The organism is Pantoea sp. UBA5923, from assembly GCF_002431095.1.
GTDB lineage: Bacteria > Pseudomonadota > Gammaproteobacteria > Enterobacterales > Enterobacteriaceae > Pantoea > Pantoea piersonii.
Genome location: NZ_DJDN01000033.1, coordinates 23,741 through 39,630, shown reverse-complemented (window position 1 = coordinate 39,630; position 15,890 = coordinate 23,741). Strand labels below are relative to the sequence as shown.

The window sequence follows — 15,890 nt, the reverse complement described above, 5'->3', positions numbered from 1 at the left end:
GCTACGGAATTAGCTGCTCACTGCAGGAGATGTTCGAAAAATATAAAGGCGTCCAGCTCTACGACATTATCCGCGACGTGGCCGAAACACATCACGTCTCGCTGCCGCAGGCGGCGTTTGAAACCGATTACCGCGCCGAAGTGGCGCGCCTGTTCGACGAATCCCTGACGCCGATCCCCGGCGCAAAAGCGCTGGTGGAGAAAATCACCGTACCGATGTGCGTCGTCTCTAACGGTACGGTAAAGAAGATGCAACACTCGCTGGGACTGACCGGTATGCTGCCCTGGTTTAACCAGCGCCTCTTCAGCGGCTACGATATCTCGCGCTGGAAGCCCGATCCCGGACTGATGTATCACGCCGCCGAACAGATGCAGGTGCCTGTCGAGCGCTGCATTCTGGTCGATGATTCAGAAGCGGGCGCCCGCGCTGGCATTGCGGCAGGCATTCCGGTGTTTTACTACTGCGCAGACGCGCATAATCCTGACATCGATCACCCTCTGGTGACGCGCTTTACTGAGATGTCAGAACTGCCCGCGCTGTGGCAGGCGCGCGGCTGGCAGTTAACGGACTGACGGTGGTTGCGCGGCTGGCTTCCTTATTCAACCAATCGCGCCCAGCGAATCGTCGTTACCCTGCTTTTTCGGCAGCAAAAAGAGCGTCGCGAAGATATCCAGCAGGTAAATTAGCGCCAGCAGCGTAATCGCCGCGACAAAGGAGATCTTCGCCGCCAGCAGCCCGATCACCAGCGGGCCGAAACCGCCGACGCCGCGTCCGAGGTTGAATAAGACATTCTGCGCCGTGGCGCGCGCCTGCGGTGGAAAGGTGTCGGAGATCAGCGCGCCGTAGCCGCCAATCATACCGTTGACGAACATGCCCATTAGCGCACCGGTGAACAACATCACGGTGGGATCGCGCAGCTGCGCGTAGATCACCACCATCGCCACCGCGCCGAACTGATAGAGCAGGAAAATTTTCCAGCGCGCGAAGCGGTCCGCCAGCACGCCAAACAGCCAGATGCCGAAGGTCATGCCAACTACGGTGACCGCCGTCCATAAACCCGACTTCGTCAGGCTGAAGCCGAAGTTAGCGGAAAGATAGCTCGGCATCCAGATCATCAGCCCGTAATAGCCGAAGTTCTGCACCGAGGTCAGGATAAAGATGCCAAGGCTCGCTTTCGCCGTGGCGCGATCCTGCACCAGCATTTTCAGACGCGCGACGAAAGAGAGCGAAGGCGTCTGCTTTACCTGACGGGTAAAGGCTTCCGGTTCGCCCATGCTGCGCCGCAGCACAAACGAGAGCAGCGCGGGCAGCAGGCCGACCAGAAACATGCCGCGCCAGCCGATCACGCCAAGCAGCGGCGGGGTAATAAAGGCCGCCAGCAGCACGCCAAGCTGCCAGCCGATGCCGACCCACGCCGAGGCGCGGTTGCGCTTTTCCGCGGGCCAGGCTTCCGCAATCAGCGCCATACCGATGCCAAACTCGCCGCCCAGCCCCATGCCCGCCAGCGTACGGTACGCCAGCAGATCCCAGTAGCCCTGCGCCACCGCGCACAGGCCGGTAAAAAGCGAGAACATCAGGATGGTGACGGTGAGAATCCGGATACGGCCGAAACGATCGCTGAGCTGGCCGAACAGAATGCCGCCCACTACCGCGCCGATCAGCGTCCAGGTGACCAGCGAGCCAGCCTGCGACGGATCCAGCGCCAGCGACAGGCTAATGGCCGGCAGCATAAATCCCAGAATCAATAGATCGAAGCCATCCATAGCGTAACCGCTGACGGCGGCCAGCATCGCTTTCGCAGGCGTCACGCTCTGCTTATTGCCAGAAAGAGACATGAGTCAGCACCTTAATGAAGAAAAAGTGCGCCAAGTATATAGAGGAAACGGTTGCGTGTGACAGAAAAGGAGCAGGCTGTGCGCCAGACGGCGCACAGCAGAGAGCAATCAGGAAGGTTTGTTGGAGCCGTCGTCGCCGGAGAGCAACTCGTCCAGCTTATCACCGCCAACGTGGCGGAAATCCTGTCCCTTAACGAAATAGAAGATGATTTCGCAGATGTTCTGACAGCGGTCGCCGATGCGCTCGATGGCGCGGGCGCAGAACAGCGCGGTCAATACGCTCGGGATGGTGCGCGGATCTTCCATCATGTAGGTCATCAGCTGACGCACAATGCCTTCGTACTCTTTATCTACCTTTTTATCTTCACGGTAGATTTGAATCGCTTCGGTAAGATCCATGCGCGCAAAGGCGTCCAGCACGTCGTGCAGCATCTCGACGGTATGACGGCCCAGCGACTCCAGGCTGACCAGCAGCGGCATATGCTGCTGACCGAATTTTTCCAGCGCGGTGCGGCTGATTTTTTCCGCCACGTCGCCGATGCGCTCCAGCTCTGAGATGGTTTTGATGATCGCCATGACCAGACGCAAATCGCTGGCGGTGGGCTGGCGCTTGGCGATGATGCGCACGCAGGCTTCATCAATCTCCACTTCCATCATATTGACCTTCTGGTCGCCGTCGATTACGCGCTGCGCCAGTTCGCCGTCAAGATTGTGCATCGCGGTGATGGCGTCGGTAAGCTGTTGCTCCACCATGCCGCCCATGATCATCACCTGCGTGCGAATATGTTCCAGCTCCGCATTGAACTGACCGGAGATATGCTTGTTCAGATTAAGGTTATCCATGGTTATCTCCTGAAAATCAGCCGTAGCGGCCGGTAATATAATCTTCGGTCTGTTTCTGCGCCGGTTTGGTGAACAGCCTGTCCGTATCGCTGAATTCAATTAACTCGCCCAGATACATAAAGGCAGTGTGGTCAGAACAGCGTGCCGCCTGCTGCATATTATGCGTCACGATAACCACGGTGTAGTCCTGCTTCAGCTCGGTGATCAGCTCTTCAATACGGCCGGTAGAGATCGGGTCGAGCGCCGAGCAGGGCTCGTCCAGCAGCAGCACTTCCGGGCGAATCGCAATGCCACGCGCGATGCACAGGCGCTGCTGCTGACCGCCAGAGAGACTGTAACCGCTCTGATGCAGCTTGTCTTTGGTTTCATTCCAGAGCGCGGCTTTGCTCAGCGCCCACTGAACGCGCTCGTCCATATCGGCGCGCGACAGCTTTTCAAACAGGCGTACGCCAAAGGCGATATTGTCATAAATCGACATCGGGAAGGGCGTTGGTTTCTGGAACACCATGCCGACGCGCGCGCGCAGCAGGGCGATATCCTGGCTGGAGGCCAGAATATTGTCGCCATCCAGCAGAATGTCACCTTCGGCGCGCTGCTCAGGATAGAGCGAGTACATTTTGTTAAAGGTGCGCAGCAGGGTCGATTTGCCGCAGCCAGACGGACCGATAAACGCGGTGACCTGGTTCTTGGCGATGTCCAGGTTGATGTTCTTCAGCGCGTGGAATTTGCCGTAATAGAAGTTCAGGTTACGCACCTGAATTTTACCGCTGTTGGAAGTCGCGATACTCATTGCTCGTCTCTCTTAAACGGCGCCGCGCCAGGCAGCGCCGAAGGTTATCCGTGTTTGCTCTTGGTGAAGACCACGCGCGCCAGAATGTTCAGCAGCAGCACGCAGAGCGTGATAATCAGCACGCCCGCCCAGGCCAGGCTCTGCCACTCGGCAAAGGGGCTCATCGCGAACTTAAAGATGGTCACCGGCAGGTTCGCCAGCGGCTGCATCATGTCGGTGGACCAGAACTGGTTCGACAACGCGGTAAACAGCAGCGGCGCGGTTTCGCCCGCGATACGCGCAATCGCCAGCAGCACGCCGGTCAGGATGCCCGATACCGATGCCTTCAGCGTAATCGCGGAAATCATCTTCCATTTCGGCGTGCCCAGCGCGTATGCCGCTTCACGCATGCTGTCCGGCACCAGTCGCAGCATGTTTTCGGTGGTGCGGATAACAATCGGGATCTGCAGCAGCGCCAGCGCGATAACGCCCGCCCAGCCGGAGAAGTGGTGCATCTGCGCCACCACGATGGTGTAAACGAACAGGCCGACTACGATCGACGGCGCCGAGAGCAGAATATCGTTAATAAAGCGGATCACTTCCGCCAGCGCCGACTTGCGCCCATATTCCGCCAGGTAGACGCCTGCCAGAATACCCAGCGGCGTGCCAATCACCGTCGACCAGAGGATCAGCAGGCCGCTGCCCGCCAGGGCGTTGGCCAGACCGCCGCCGGCGGTATTGGGCGGCGGCGTCGATTCGGTGAACAGCGACCAGCTCAGCCCGTCAACGCCGCGCGTCACGGTAGTGAACAGGATCCACACCAGCCAGAACAGGCCAAAGGCCATGGTCAGCAGCGACAGCGCCAGCGCAATCTTGTTTTTGGTGCTGCGCCAGGCCTGCATCTTACGGCGCGAGGCGTCCAGTTCGGCGCGTGCCTGCAGTTCAATCGTCGTCATGAGCGCGCTCCTTCACTTTTCGCGAGGCGCAGGATCATCAGTTTGGAAATCGCCAGCACGATAAAGGTAATAACAAACAGGATCAGCCCCAGCTCCATCAGCGCGGCAACATGCACGCCCGACTCCGCTTCGGCGAACTCATTCGCCAGCGCAGAGGTGATGCTGTTGCCCGGCATAAACAGCGAGGCGCTGTCGAGCTGGTAGGTGTTGCCGATAATAAAGGTGACCGCCATGGTTTCACCCAGGGCGCGTCCCAGCCCCAGCATCACGCCGCCGATCACGCCGTTTTTAGTGAACGGCAGCACGATGCGCCAGATCACTTCCCAAGTGGTGCAGCCAATACCGTAGGCGGACTCTTTCATCATGACCGGCGTCTGCTCGAACACGTCGCGCATCACCGAGGCGATGTAAGGAATAATCATGATCGCCAGAATAACGCCCGCCGCCAGGATGCCGATGCCGAAGGCCGGGCCGGAAAAAAGCGCGCCGACGAACGGAATATTCGACATTACCTCACCGACCGGCGTCTGAAAATATTCGGCGAACAGCGGCGCGAAGATAAACAGGCCCCACATGCCGTAAACGATGCTGGGGATCGCCGCCAGCAGTTCAATAGCGGTGCCGAGCGGACGCCGCAGCCAGCCAGGCGACAGCTCCGTCAGAAACAGCGCGATGCCGAAGCTCACCGGCACAGCAATAATCAACGCAATCAGCGAGGTCACGAGGGTGCCGTAAATCGGCACCAGCGCGCCAAAGTCTTCATTTGGCGCATCCCAGGTTTTGTTCCACAGAAAGGAGAAACCAAATTTCTGGATACTTGGCCAGGAGGATAAAATCAGGGAGACGATAATGCCGCCCAACAGCAACAGGACAATCAGCGCCGCCAGCTTAACCAGCGCGCCGAAAATCATGTCACCTTGCTTACCGGGGGCTTTGAATGCCGGCTTCGTTGCAGCCATAGAAGTCTCATTCTTCAGAGGTTGTCAGGGCGGCACAAGGCCGCCCTTAGATCTGGCCGGACGCGTGTCCGGCCGGGGTTGTTCGCTTACTGGTACAGCGCTTTGCCAGAACTGTCTTTGATGTTGGCTTTCCATGCAGCGCGGATCTGCTGGGTTACGCTGTCCGGCAGGGTAGCGTAGTCCAGGCTGTTCGCGGTTTTGCTGCCGTTTTTGTAAGCCCAGTCAAAGAATTTCAGCACTTCGCTGCCTTTCTCGGCATTCGCCTGATCTTTATAAACCAGGATGAAGGTGGTGGAAGTGATCGGCCACGCATCGTTACCTTTCTGGAAGGTCAGATCCTGAGCAAAAGATTTGCTCCAGTCTGCGCCTTTCGCTGCGTTAGAGAAGCTGGTTTCGCTTGGCGCGACCGGCTTGCCGTCGGCATCAACCAGTTTGGTGTAGGTCAGGTTGTTCTGCTTGGCATAGGCGTATTCCACATAGCCGATAGAGCCAGGCAGACGCTGAACGAACGCGGCGACGCCGTCGTTGCCTTTGCCACCCAGACCAGCCGGCCAGTTAACGGTGTTGCCTTTGCCGATTTTGCTGTTCCATTCTTCGTTCACTTTCGCCAGGTAGCTGGTGAAAACGAAAGAGGTGCCGGAACCATCCGCGCGGCGAACCACGTTGATATTGGTATCTGGCAGTTTCACGCCCGGGTTCAGCTTAGTGATCGCCGAATCGTTCCACTTTTTGATTTTACCCAGGTAGATGTCGCCGACGGTTTTACCGTCGAGGGTCAGTTCGCCCGACTTCACGCCCGGAATATTAACAGCCAGCACAACGCCGCCAATAACGGTCGGGAACTGAAACAGGCCGTTTTTCTGCAGGTCTTCATCTTTCATCGGCGCATCTGACGCGCCAAAATCCACGGTTTTAGCGATGATCTGCTTGACGCCGCCGGATGAACCAATGCCCTGGTAGTTGATTTTGCTACCGGTGGCTTGCTGATATTCTGCTGCCCACTTGGCATAAACCGGCGCCGGGAAAGTACCGCCCGCGCCCGTCAGATCGGTGGCTGCAAAGGCAGAAACCGTACTTACGGCGAGAGTGGCGGTAAGGATTCGGGCTACGGTGCTACGCATCAGTGTCATGTTCCCTCCAGGGGAGTTAATCTCAGGCTCAAAGCCGTTGTAGTTGGAGTCAGTGATTGCTGCAGGAGGGAAAATAGGACAGTTTGATGACAGTGAAATGTAGGAAATATTACAGTTATATGACAGGCCGCAAAAAGCAAAGGGGCCCGTTTCCGGGCCCGCTTTTTACTCGACGGTAACTGACTTCGCCAGGTTTCGCGGCTGATCCACGTCGGTGCCTTTGATCAGCGCGACGTGATAAGAGAGCAGCTGCAGCGGAACGGTGTAGAAGATGGGCGCAATCACCTCTTCCACATGCGGCAGAGAGATAATCTTCATGCCGTCGCTGTCGCTGAAGCCGGCGTCCTGATCGGCGAACACGTACAGCAGACCGCCGCGCGCGCGCACCTCTTCAATATTGGACTTCAGTTTTTCCAGCAGCTCGTTATTCGGCGCCACGACGATAACCGGCATATCGGCATCAATCAGCGCCAGCGGGCCATGCTTCAGCTCGCCAGCGGCGTAGGCTTCCGCGTGGATATAGGAGATCTCTTTCAGCTTGAGCGCGCCTTCCATAGCGATCGGATATTGATCGCCGCGTCCCAGAAACAGCGCGTGATGCTTGTCGGAGAAATCTTCCGCCAGCAGTTCAATACACTTGTCCTGCGCCAGCATCTGTTCGATACGGCTCGGCAGTGCCTGCAGGCCGTGAACGATATCATGCTCGACCTCAGCCGACATGCCGCGCAGACGTCCCAGCTTCGCCACCAGCATCAGCAATACGGTGAGCTGCGTGGTAAAGGCTTTGGTCGATGCGACGCCGATTTCAGTGCCCGCTTTGGTCATCAGCGCCAGGTCCGACTCACGCACCAGCGAAGAGCCCGCGACGTTGCAGATAGCCAGCGAACCGAGGTAGCCCAGCTCTTTGCTAAGGCGCAACGCCGCCAGCGTATCGGCGGTTTCGCCAGACTGCGACAGGGTAATCAGCAGGCTGTTTTTCCGCACAGCGGATTTGCGGTAGCGGAATTCAGAGGCGATCTCGACGTCACAAGGGATGTTCGCCAGCGACTCGAACCAGTAGCGCGCCACCATACCGGAATTGTAGGAGGTGCCGCAGGCGATGATCTGAATATGCTCGACCTGACTCAGCAGGGTTTCGGCATGCGGCCCAAGCTCGCTGAGATCGACTTCGCCATGGCTGAAACGACCGGTTAAGGTGTTTTTAATCGCCATCGGCTGTTCGTAGATCTCTTTCTGCATATAGTGGCGATAAACGCCTTTATCACCCGCGTCGTACTGGACGCTGGATTCGATCTCGGCGCGATTCACCGGGTTACCAGCGCTATCGACGATGGTCACCTCGCGGCGGCTCACTTCGGCGATATCACCCTCTTCCAGATAGATAAAGCGACGCGTCACCGGCAACAGCGCCAACTGATCGGAGGCGATAAAGTTTTCGCCGACGCCGAGGCCAATCACCAGCGGGCTGCCCGAACGCGCGGCCACCAGCAGCGACGGATCGCGGCTGTCCATGATCACCATGCCATAGGCACCGCGCAGCTGCGGGATAACGCGCAGCACCACTTCGCGCAGCGTTCCGCCCTGTTTCTGCTCCCAGTGCACCAGATGCGCTACCACTTCCGTGTCGGTCTCGGACGTGAAGCGATAACCGCGCGCGATAAGCGCTTCACGCAGCGGCTCATGGTTTTCGATAATGCCGTTGTGCACCACGATAATCTGCTCAGAGACATGCGGATGCGCGTTAGCTTCCGACGGCTCGCCATGCGTTGCCCAGCGCGTATGCGCGATGCCGGTGCCGCCGATCAGCGGCTGCTGCTCTGCAGCCTCCGCCAGCATCTGCACTTTGCCGACGCGACGCAGGCGCGTTACGTGACCCTGACGATCAACGACGGCCAGACCGGCCGAATCATACCCGCGATACTCCAGGCGACGCAGACCTTCCAGCAGGATCTCTGCGATATCGCGCTGCGCTACTGCACCTACAATTCCACACATAAATGTTATTCCTGACCTGATGGCTTTAAACCATCTTTCGTTGTCATACGACCTGATAACCGGCTGTGCCGGGCTCCCCGAGCCTTGTAGAGAGTGGGGATTATTATTGTGTTACTGCTGCGGCCAGCATATGGCTGGCCGCTAAAAAATCACTTCTTCTTCACCGGACGCTGCCAGTGCGCTTTGCTGTTCTGCTCTTTACGGTTGTAAACCAGCGATGCCTCGGTGACATCTTTCATAATGGTGGTGCCCGCCGCGATAGTCGCGCCTGCCGCCACGCTGACCGGTGCCACCAGCTGGGTATCGGAACCGACAAAGACGTTGTCGCCGATAATGGTTTTTGATTTGTTGGCGCCGTCGTAGTTGCAGGTAATGGTGCCCGCGCCGATATTGACGTTCGCGCCGATCTCCGCGTCGCCGAGGTAGCTCAGATGGCCAGCCTTGGAGCCTTTGCCCAGCGTCGCCTTTTTCATTTCAACGAAATTGCCGACGTGCGCGGCCTGCGCCAGCTCGCTGCCGGGACGCAGACGCGCGAAAGGTCCAACGGTGCAGTCGGCGGCGAGGTTCGCATCCTCGAGCACCGTATAGGGGCTGATTTCGCAGTCGTCGCCAATCACGCTGTTTTTAATGACGCAGCCTGCGCCGATTTTCACGCGGTCGCCCAGCGTGACTTCGCCTTCGATGACGACATTAATATCGATCTCGACGTCACGGCCGTGGTTCAACACGCCGCGCAGGTCGAAGCGTGCCGGATCGCGCAGCATAACGCCCGCCAGCAGCAGCTTCTCCGCCTGTTCGCTCTGATAAACCCGCTCCAGCGTCGCCAGCTGCAAACGGTTGTTGACGCCATCGGTTTCGCTGGCGCGCGCCGGATGCACCGCCTTAATCTGGCGACTTTCCTGGTGCGCCAGCGCGATGATATCGGTGATGTAATATTCGCCCTGCGCGTTGTTATTGGTGAGCTGCGCCAGCCAGCGTTTCAGATCGCCCCCGTTGGCGACCAGAATGCCGGTATTGATTTCCGTGATTTTCAGCTGCTCCGGGCTGGCGTCTTTCTGTTCAATAATGCCGACGATAGCACCATTTTCACGCACGATGCGTCCGTAACCGCTGGGGTTATCCAGCACCACCGTCAGCAGGCCGATGCCGCCCTGGGGTTTGGTATCGCGCAGACGCCGCAGCGTCTCCTGAGAGATAAGCGGCACGTCGCCGTAGAGCATCAGGATATCTTCGTCGTCAGCAAATGCGGGGGCAGCCTGCTGCATCGCGTGTCCGGTGCCCAGCTGTTCCGCCTGCAAAACCCAGTTGAGCGACGGCTCCGTCAGCGTGGCCTTCAGCCGGTCACCGCCGTGGCCGTAAACCAGATGAATATGCTGCGCGCCGAGGCCAGTGGCGGCGTCGATCACGTGCTGAACCATGGGCTTCCCTGCAAGCGTATGCAGAACTTTGGGCAGATCGGAATACATACGGGTTCCCTTGCCGGCAGCAAGGATCACCACGCTCATTGCGCTGTTAGACATAACCATCCTGACAGAATTTTTGACATGCGAAAGTTAAACGGTTACTCCTGAGATTACTACATTTTTCTCAGGTCGAAATTAGGCGCGCTCTGCTATCGGCGCGCGGGCAAAAAAAAATGCCAGCCCGAAGGGCTGGCATTTCGTGACGCATAAAGCCTGATTACATCGCTTTTTTGGTCAGCTCGATCACGCGCAGTTTAGCAATGGCTTTCGCCAGCTCTGCAGAGGCCTGAGCGTAGTCCACGTCGCCGTGGCTGCTGTTCATATGCTCTTCTGCTTTGCGTTTCGCTTCCAGCGCACGCGCTTCGTCCAGGTCGGTACCGCGGATAGCGGTATCGGCCAGAACGGTGGTGCTGCCCGGCTGCACTTCCAGCACGCCGCCAGAGAGGTAAATAAACTCCTCTTCGCCGTGCTGCTTCACGATACGGATCATTCCAGGCTTGATGGCAGTCAGCAGCGGCGCGTGGCCAGGGAAAATACCCAGCTCACCTTCGCTACCTGACACCTGAATTTTCTGCACCAGGCCAGAGAACAGCTGTTTCTCTGCGCTGACGACGTCCAGGTGATAAGTCATAGCCATTTCTGTCCTCCCGGGAAACCGTTATTACAGTTTCTTCGCTTTTTCCACGGCTTCTTCGATAGCGCCGACCATGTAGAAAGCCTGCTCTGGCAGATGGTCGAACTCGCCGTCCATAATGCCTTTAAAGCCACGGATAGTGTCTTTCAGCGTAACGTATTTACCCGGAGAACCGGTGAAGACTTCCGCTACGAAGAACGGCTGAGACAGGAAGCGCTGAATCTTACGCGCGCGTGCCACCAGCAGTTTGTCGTCTTCAGACAGCTCGTCCATACCGAGGATGGCGATGATGTCTTTCAGTTCCTGGTAACGCTGCAGCAGAGACTGCACGCCGCGCGCAACGTCGTAGTGCTCCTGGCCAACAACCAGCGGATCCAGCTGACGGCTGGTGGAGTCCAGCGGGTCAACGGCCGGGTAGATACCCAGAGACGCGATCTGACGGCTCAGAGTAACGGTTGAGTCCAGGTGGGCGAAGGTGGTCGCCGGAGACGGGTCAGTCAGGTCATCCGCAGGAACGTAAACGGCCTGTACGGAGGTGATTGAACCGGTCTTGGTGGAGGTAATACGCTCCTGCAGCACACCCATCTCTTCAGCCAGGGTCGGCTGATAGCCTACCGCTGACGGCATACGGCCCAGCAGTGCGGAAACTTCCGTACCGGCCAGGGTATAACGATAGATGTTGTCGATGAACAGCAGAACGTCGCGGCCTTCGTCACGGAATTTTTCCGCCATGGTCAGACCGGTCAGTGCAACGCGCAGACGGTTGCCCGGCGGCTCGTTCATCTGGCCATACACCAGCGCAACTTTGTCGATTACGTTGGAGTCGGTCATTTCATGATAGAAGTCGTTACCCTCACGAGTACGCTCGCCCACGCCGGCAAATACCGAATAACCTGAGTGCTCAGCCGCGATGTTACGGATCAGCTCCATCATGTTTACGGTTTTACCTACGCCCGCGCCGCCGAACAGGCCGACTTTACCGCCCTTGGCGAACGGACACATCAGGTCGATAACCTTGATGCCGGTTTCCAGCAGTTCCTGCGAGTTAGACTGGTCTTCATAAGAAGGTGCCGCGCGGTGAATAGAGGAGATCTCTACTGCACTGCCGTCTTCTTCTTTGATGTCGCCTTTCATGTCGATCGGCTCGCCCAGCACGTTCATGATACGGCCGAGGGTGGCTTTACCCACCGGAACCTGGATCGGTTTTTTCAGGTCAGCAACTTCCAGACCGCGCTTCAGGCCGTCAGAAGAGCCCATGGCGATGGTACGTACCACGCCGCCGCCCAGCTGCTGCTGAACTTCCAGCACCAGACGAGCATCACCATTCTTAACCTCAAGGGCGTTGTACACTTGCGGTACCGCGTCCTGAGGGAATTCGACGTCAACTACGGCGCCGATAATCTGGACAATCTTTCCAGCTGCCATCTTGAATCCTCTACCTAATTCTTACCTGGTTAAACCGCGGAGGCTCCCGAGACGATCTCGGTGAGTTCCTGGGTGATGCTGGCCTGACGAGCTTTGTTGTATACCAACTGCAGCTCTTTGATCAGATTTCCGCCGTTATCGGTTGCGGCTTTCATCGCCACCATACGTGCGGCCTGCTCACTGGCCAGGTTTTCCACCACACCCTGATAAACCTGCGATTCGACATAACGACGCAGCAGGGTATCCAGCAGCGCTTTCGGATCGGGCTCGTACAGGTAATCCCAGGTCTTCGCCTTCATCTCTTCTTCACCTTCCGCTGGCGGTAACGGCAGCAGTTGGGTAATGGTCGGAGTCTGAGACATGGTGTTATTGAATTTGTTGCTGACGACATAGAGCTTGTCGATACGCCCTTCGTCGTAAGCCTGCAACATCACTTTTACCGGGCCGATCAGTTCGGACAGGGCAGGTTTATCGCCCATGCCGGTGACCTGAGCCACGACGTTGCCGCCTACGGAACCGAAGAACGCCAGACCTTTGGAACCGATGATCGCCAGATCGCTCTGCGCGCCTTTATCGGACCAGGCCTTCATATCTGCCAGCAATTTTTTGAACAGGTTAATGTTCAAACCACCACAAAGCCCGCGGTCAGTCGAAACGACCAGGTAGCCGACGCGCTTAACGTCGCGCTCTTCCAGGTAAGGGTGCTTGTATTCCAGATTCCCTAACGCAAGGTGACCGATCACTTTGCGCATAGTCTCTGCATACGGACGGCTGGCCGCCATGCGTTCCTGCGTTTTACGCATTTTGGAGGCGGCGACCATTTCCATCGCTTTGGTGATCTTCTGCGTGTTTTTCACGCTTCCAATCTTGTTACGTATCTCTTTTGCGCCGGCCATTAGCTTCTCCTCAAAGCCTTGCGGCCTGTCTTTTCAGACAAGCCGCCAGACATTACCAGGACTGGGTTGCTTTAAACGTATCGAGCAGGCCTTTCAGCTTCGCTTCGATGTCGTTGTTGTAGTTACCAGTTTGGTTGATTTCCTGCATCAGCTCGGCGTGGTCGCGATCCGCGAACGCCAGCAGCGCAGCTTCGAAGCTCAGGATCTTCGCCAGTTCAACGTCGTTCAGGTAGCCGCGCTCGGCAGCAAACAGCACCAGACCCTGTTGCGCGACAGACATCGGCGCATACTGTTTCTGTTTCAGCAGCTCGGTCACTTTCTGACCGTGGCTCAGCTGTTTGCGGGTTGCGTCGTCCAGATCGGAAGCGAACTGCGAGAACGCAGCCAGTTCACGATACTGCGCCAGCGCGGTACGGATGCCGCCGGACAGTTTCTTGATGATCTTGGTCTGAGCAGCACCACCTACGCGCGATACGGAGATACCCGGGTTAACCGCCGGACGAATACCGGAGTTAAACAGGTTCGATTCCAGGAAGATCTGACCATCGGTAATCGAGATTACGTTGGTCGGAACGAACGCGGAGACGTCGCCCGCCTGGGTTTCGATAATCGGCAGCGCGGTCAGTGAACCGGTTTTACCTTTAACTTCGCCGTTGGTGAAACGCTCAACGTAGTCAGCGCTTACGCGTGACGCACGCTCCAGCAGACGGGAGTGGAGATAGAACACGTCGCCCGGGAATGCTTCACGGCCCGGCGGACGGCGCAGCAGCAGAGAGATCTGACGGTAAGCGACAGCCTGTTTAGACAGGTCATCGTATACGATCAGCGCATCTTCACCGCGGTCGCGGAAGTATTCGCCCATGGCGCAGCCGGAGTAGGGCGCCAGGTACTGCAGTGCAGCAGATTCAGACGCAGAAGCCACGACCACGATGGTGTTCGCCAGCGCGCCGTGTTCTTCCAGCTTACGCACCACGTTAGCGATGGTAGAAGCTTTCTGACCAATTGCGACGTAGACGCATTTGATGCCGGAATCGCGCTGGTTGATGATAGCGTCGATCGCCAGCGCGGTTTTACCGGTCTGACGGTCGCCGATGATCAGCTCACGCTGGCCACGACCGATTGGAATCATCGCATCGACAGATTTGTAACCGGTCTGAACCGGCTCGTCGACTGACTGACGGTCGATAACGCCCGGTGCGATCACTTCAACCGGCGAGAAGCCGTCGTTGTCGATCGCGCCTTTGCCGTCGATTGGCGCACCCAGGGTGTTCACCACGCGGCCCAGCAGGCCACGACCGACCGGCACTTCCAGAATACGGCCAGTACACTTAACCTTCATGCCTTCGGCGAGGTCAGCATACGGACCCATTACCACGGCGCCGACAGAGTCGCGCTCGAGGTTCAGGGCGATAGCGTAACGGTTGCCCGGCAGGGCGATCATCTCACCCTGCATTACATCGGCCAGGCCGTGTACGCGGATGATACCGTCGCTAACAGAGACGATTGTACCTTCGTTGTGAGCTTCGCTCACGACATTGAACTGAGCAATGCGCTGCTTGATCAGTTCGCTGATTTCGGTGGAATTCAGTTGCATATGCTCCAGTCCCCTTAAGACTGCAAGGCGTCTGCCAGACGCTCAAGACGGCCGCGCACGCTGCCATCAATCACCAGATCACCCGCACGGATGATCACGCCTGCCATGACAGACTTATCAATTTTGCAATTCAGCTTAACTTTGCGTGACAGACGTTTTTCCATCGCGGCGCTGATTTTGGTCAGCTGGCTGTCACTCAGCGTACTGGCGGAAATCACATCAACTTCCGCCGTCGCCTCATAGGCGTCGCGCAGTTGAATGAACTGCTCCAGTACAGCCGGAAGCGCGGTCAAACGTCCGTTCTCAGCCATTACCTTAATCAGGTTCTGACCGTGTTCATCTAATTGATCGCCGCAGACGGCAATGAAAGAAGCCGATAACGCTTCCGGCGCCAGCGCGCCGGAGAGAAGATCGGCCATTTGCTCATTGCGTGCTACGGTCGCGGCAAACGCCAGCATATCCTGCCAGCGTTCAATACTTTGATGCTCAACAGCAAAGTCAAAAGCTGCTTTGGCGTAGGGGCGAGCTACAGTAATCAGTTCAGACATCAGCCCCTCCCTCCTTACAGTTCAGCGACCAGTTTATCAACGATGTCGCTGTTAGCAGCTTCATCCACGGAACGTTCGATGATCTTCTCGGCGCCAGCCATTGCCAGCAACGCGACTTGCTTACGCAGCTCTTCGCGGGCACGTTTACGCTCGGCGTCGATCTCTGCCTGCGCTTGCGCCACGATGCGGTTACGTTCGTTCTCAGCTTCAGTTTTCGCTTCGTCCAGAATCTGAGTACGGCGTTTGTTCGCCTGCTCGATAATGACCTGAGCTTCTTCCTTCGCTTTCTTCAGCTGGTCGGTCGCATTAGCCTGCGCGAGATCCAAATCTTTCTTCGCGCGTTCAGCAGAAGCAAGGCCTTCAGCAATTTCTTTCTGGCGCTTTTCGATGGCAGCCATAATCGGCGGCCATACGTACTTCATGCAGAACGCGACAAACAGGATGAACGCGATGGCCTGGCCGAGGATTGTTGCGTTAATGTTCACAGCACAATGCCTCTAAGTAAGTGAGTAACTTATCTGCCGTTATCTCAACGATAAGCGGCAGAACCGTTCATTCATGGCGCTCAAGGCCCTGAATGAACAAACAGCGACAGGCTTTAGGCGACAGCAAACATCACATAGAGACCCAGACCAACAGCGATCATCGGGATTGCATCCACCAGACCCATTACAACAAAGAACTGCGTACGCAGCAGAGGGATCAGATCCGGCTGGCGCGCGGCGCCTTCCAGGAATTTACCTCCGAGGATGCCGATACCGATCGCAGCACCGATTGCCGCCAGGCCCATCATCACAGCGGCAGCCATGTACAGCAGATCCATATTCAGGTTTTCCATGACAG

General features: G+C 57.4%; 16 protein-coding genes. 1 reads left to right on the top strand and 15 read right to left on the bottom strand.

The window, feature by feature from the left end; genetic code table 11:
* Positions 1 to 572 (top strand): 6-phosphogluconate phosphatase (yieH, locus tag B3797_RS08560; protein WP_311790869.1); only part of this gene is annotated, 572 nt, incomplete at its 5' end.
* A 27-nt stretch (positions 573 to 599) separates the two neighbouring features.
* Here yieH and B3797_RS08555 read toward each other — a convergent pair.
* The 15 genes from B3797_RS08555 to atpE all read right to left on the bottom strand — a co-directional run bounded on the left by B3797_RS08555 (position 600) and on the right by atpE (position 15,885).
* A complete protein-coding gene (locus B3797_RS08555) occupies positions 600 to 1,835 on the bottom strand; it encodes an MFS transporter (protein WP_311790868.1) in 1,236 nt (411 codons plus the stop codon).
* A 108-nt stretch (positions 1,836 to 1,943) separates the two neighbouring features.
* Positions 1,944 to 2,678: a phosphate signaling complex protein PhoU gene (phoU, locus tag B3797_RS08550; protein ID WP_033755423.1), complete on the bottom strand. Its 735-nt coding sequence runs from the start codon at positions 2,676 to 2,678 to the stop codon at positions 1,944 to 1,946.
* Positions 2,679 to 2,694: 16 nt separating this feature from the next.
* Entirely contained in the window at positions 2,695 to 3,468 is a 774-nt protein-coding gene (gene pstB / locus B3797_RS08545) for a phosphate ABC transporter ATP-binding protein PstB (RefSeq protein WP_120457711.1), read from the bottom strand.
* A 44-nt stretch (positions 3,469 to 3,512) separates the two neighbouring features.
* Positions 3,513 to 4,403, bottom strand: coding sequence for a phosphate ABC transporter permease PstA (pstA, locus tag B3797_RS08540; protein WP_311784320.1), 891 nt, complete (start codon positions 4,401 to 4,403; stop codon positions 3,513 to 3,515).
* Positions 4,400 to 5,362, bottom strand: coding sequence for a phosphate ABC transporter permease PstC (pstC, locus tag B3797_RS08535; protein ID WP_311790867.1), 963 nt, complete (start codon positions 5,360 to 5,362; stop codon positions 4,400 to 4,402). Before pstC ends, pstA begins: the two co-directional genes overlap by 4 nt.
* Before the next feature lie 86 nt (positions 5,363 to 5,448).
* On the bottom strand, positions 5,449 to 6,492 hold the full coding sequence (gene pstS, locus B3797_RS08530) for a phosphate ABC transporter substrate-binding protein PstS (protein WP_120457705.1): 1,044 nt from the start codon (positions 6,490 to 6,492) through the stop codon (positions 5,449 to 5,451).
* 165 nt (positions 6,493 to 6,657) lie between these two features.
* Positions 6,658 to 8,487, bottom strand: a complete 1,830-nt coding sequence (gene glmS, locus B3797_RS08525; protein ID WP_311784318.1) for a glutamine--fructose-6-phosphate transaminase (isomerizing) — start codon at positions 8,485 to 8,487, stop codon at positions 6,658 to 6,660.
* A gap of 149 nt (positions 8,488 to 8,636) precedes the next feature.
* Positions 8,637 to 10,007, bottom strand: coding sequence for a bifunctional UDP-N-acetylglucosamine diphosphorylase/glucosamine-1-phosphate N-acetyltransferase GlmU (glmU, locus tag B3797_RS08520; RefSeq protein ID WP_311790866.1), 1,371 nt, complete (start codon positions 10,005 to 10,007; stop codon positions 8,637 to 8,639).
* 160 nt (positions 10,008 to 10,167) lie between these two features.
* The gene (locus B3797_RS08515; protein WP_033755408.1) at positions 10,168 to 10,587 is read right to left on the bottom strand and encodes a F0F1 ATP synthase subunit epsilon; all 420 of its coding nucleotides are present in this window, start codon (positions 10,585 to 10,587) and stop codon (positions 10,168 to 10,170) included.
* Between the two features lie 24 nt (positions 10,588 to 10,611).
* The gene (gene atpD / locus B3797_RS08510; RefSeq protein ID WP_311784316.1) at positions 10,612 to 12,009 is read right to left on the bottom strand and encodes a F0F1 ATP synthase subunit beta; all 1,398 of its coding nucleotides are present in this window, start codon (positions 12,007 to 12,009) and stop codon (positions 10,612 to 10,614) included.
* 29 nt (positions 12,010 to 12,038) lie between these two features.
* The gene (gene atpG, locus B3797_RS08505; protein WP_311790865.1) at positions 12,039 to 12,905 is read right to left on the bottom strand and encodes a F0F1 ATP synthase subunit gamma; all 867 of its coding nucleotides are present in this window, start codon (positions 12,903 to 12,905) and stop codon (positions 12,039 to 12,041) included.
* Positions 12,906 to 12,957: 52 nt separating this feature from the next.
* Entirely contained in the window at positions 12,958 to 14,499 is a 1,542-nt protein-coding gene (atpA, locus tag B3797_RS08500) for a F0F1 ATP synthase subunit alpha (protein WP_311784314.1), read from the bottom strand.
* A 14-nt stretch (positions 14,500 to 14,513) separates the two neighbouring features.
* Positions 14,514 to 15,047: a F0F1 ATP synthase subunit delta gene (gene atpH, locus B3797_RS08495; RefSeq protein WP_120457693.1), complete on the bottom strand. Its 534-nt coding sequence runs from the start codon at positions 15,045 to 15,047 to the stop codon at positions 14,514 to 14,516.
* A gap of 14 nt (positions 15,048 to 15,061) precedes the next feature.
* Positions 15,062 to 15,532 (bottom strand): F0F1 ATP synthase subunit B, encoded by a 471-nt coding sequence (gene atpF, locus B3797_RS08490; protein WP_081140530.1) that lies wholly within the window; start codon positions 15,530 to 15,532, stop codon positions 15,062 to 15,064.
* 113 nt (positions 15,533 to 15,645) lie between these two features.
* Entirely contained in the window at positions 15,646 to 15,885 is a 240-nt protein-coding gene (gene atpE, locus B3797_RS08485; protein ID WP_003849523.1) for a F0F1 ATP synthase subunit C, read from the bottom strand.
* Positions 15,886 to 15,890 lie beyond the last annotated feature (5 nt).

What these genes read in the sequence shown, in the direction of transcription:
- atpG (WP_311790865.1), bottom strand. Translation starts at nt 12,905, where the DNA reads ATGGCCGGCGCAAAAGAGATACGTAACAAGATTGGAAGCGTGAAAAAC.
- atpE (WP_003849523.1), bottom strand. Translation starts at nt 15,885, where the DNA reads ATGGAAAACCTGAATATGGATCTGCTGTACATGGCTGCCGCTGTGATG.
- pstB (WP_120457711.1), bottom strand. Translation starts at nt 3,468, where the DNA reads ATGAGTATCGCGACTTCCAACAGCGGTAAAATTCAGGTGCGTAACCTG.
- glmU (WP_311790866.1), bottom strand. Translation starts at nt 10,007, where the DNA reads ATGTCTAACAGCGCAATGAGCGTGGTGATCCTTGCTGCCGGCAAGGGA.
- pstC (WP_311790867.1), bottom strand. Translation starts at nt 5,362, where the DNA reads ATGGCTGCAACGAAGCCGGCATTCAAAGCCCCCGGTAAGCAAGGTGAC.
- atpH (WP_120457693.1), bottom strand. Translation starts at nt 15,047, where the DNA reads ATGTCTGAACTGATTACTGTAGCTCGCCCCTACGCCAAAGCAGCTTTT.
- pstS (WP_120457705.1), bottom strand. Translation starts at nt 6,492, where the DNA reads ATGACACTGATGCGTAGCACCGTAGCCCGAATCCTTACCGCCACTCTC.
- B3797_RS08555 (WP_311790868.1), bottom strand. Translation starts at nt 1,835, where the DNA reads ATGTCTCTTTCTGGCAATAAGCAGAGCGTGACGCCTGCGAAAGCGATG.
- glmS (WP_311784318.1), bottom strand. Translation starts at nt 8,487, where the DNA reads ATGTGTGGAATTGTAGGTGCAGTAGCGCAGCGCGATATCGCAGAGATC.
- atpD (WP_311784316.1), bottom strand. Translation starts at nt 12,009, where the DNA reads ATGGCAGCTGGAAAGATTGTCCAGATTATCGGCGCCGTAGTTGACGTC.
- pstA (WP_311784320.1), bottom strand. Translation starts at nt 4,403, where the DNA reads ATGACGACGATTGAACTGCAGGCACGCGCCGAACTGGACGCCTCGCGC.
- atpA (WP_311784314.1), bottom strand. Translation starts at nt 14,499, where the DNA reads ATGCAACTGAATTCCACCGAAATCAGCGAACTGATCAAGCAGCGCATT.
- B3797_RS08515 (WP_033755408.1), bottom strand. Translation starts at nt 10,587, where the DNA reads ATGGCTATGACTTATCACCTGGACGTCGTCAGCGCAGAGAAACAGCTG.
- phoU (WP_033755423.1), bottom strand. Translation starts at nt 2,678, where the DNA reads ATGGATAACCTTAATCTGAACAAGCATATCTCCGGTCAGTTCAATGCG.